This is a genomic window from Streptomyces sp. NPDC001868, from assembly GCF_040297125.1.
GTDB lineage: Bacteria > Actinomycetota > Actinomycetes > Streptomycetales > Streptomycetaceae > Streptomyces.
The window spans coordinates 1-1135 of the sequence record NZ_JBEOYO010000148.1 but is presented as its reverse complement, the minus strand read 5'-3'; the positions used below and the strand labels follow the sequence as shown (position 1 = coordinate 1135).

1 protein-coding gene is annotated in these 1135 nt (G+C 65.9%); it reads left to right on the top strand.

Annotated elements, in window-relative coordinates:
* Positions 1-58: 58 nt before the first annotated feature.
* The gene (locus ABT147_RS47225; protein WP_502983290.1) at positions 59-1135 is read left to right on the top strand and encodes an IS630 family transposase; all 1077 of its coding nucleotides are present in this window, start codon (positions 59-61) and stop codon (positions 1133-1135) included.

Here is a 1135-nt window from a genome sequence, read left to right as displayed (position 1 = left end):
CGTTAGTTGGTGTGTGACTTCTACTGCTGGTGCGTCAGTTCCTCGTCGGGGCCCGAAACTGGTGCCGTTGCTGCTGTCCGATGACGAGCGGGCGGAGTTGGAGCGGTGGACGCGTCGGGCCTCATCGGCGCAGGCCCTGGCGTTGCGGGCGAGGATCGTGCTGGCCTGTGCGGGGCCGGAGGTGCCGCCGATTGTCGCGGTCGCCCGGGATCTGCGGGTGAGCGCGGACACCGTCCGCAAGTGGCGGCGGCGCTTCCTCGCCCAGCGGCTGGACGGACTGGTCGACGAGCCGAGGCCGGGCCGGCCGCCCACTATCAGCGTCGATCAGGTGGAAGCGGTGGTGGTCACCACGCTGGAACAGCTGCCCAAGAACGCCACCCACTGGTCGCGGACGTCGATGGCCGAGCACAGTGGTCTGTCGAAGTCCACGGTCGGACGGATCTGGCGGCAGTTCCAGCTCAAGCCGCATCTGGCGGACACCTTCAAGCTGTCGACGGATCCGTTGTTCGTGGAGAAGGTCTACGACGTCGTGGGTTTGTACTTCAACCCGCCCGAGGGTGCGGTGGTGCTGTCGGTGGATGAGAAGTCGCAGATCCAGGCCCTGGACAGGTCCCAGCCGGTGCTGCCGATGATGCCGGGCATGCCCGAGCGGCGCACCCACGACTACGTCCGCAACGGCCTGACCACGCTGTTCGCCGCCTTCGACGTCGCCACGGGTGAAGTCATCACGGCCCTGCACCGTCGGCACCGGGCCGTGGAGTTCAAGAAGTTCCTGGTCCGGATCGACAAGGAGGTGCCCGCTCACCTGCAGATCCACTTGATCGTGGACAACTACGGCACTCACAAAACCCCTGCGATCAGGGCCTGGCTGGCCAAACACCCACGGTTCGAACTGCACTTCACCCCGACCGGCTCGTCCTGGATCAACCAGGTCGAGCGGTGGTTCGGCTACCTCGCCCACCAGATGATCCGCCGCGGCGCACACAAGAACATCCAGGCCCTCGAGGCCGACATCCGCGCGTGGGTCAAAGTCTGGAACGAAGACCCCAAGCCGTTCATCTGGACCAAGACCGCCGAAGAAATCCTCGACTCCCTGGCCCGCCTCTGCCGACGGATCTCTGGCGCAGGACACTAG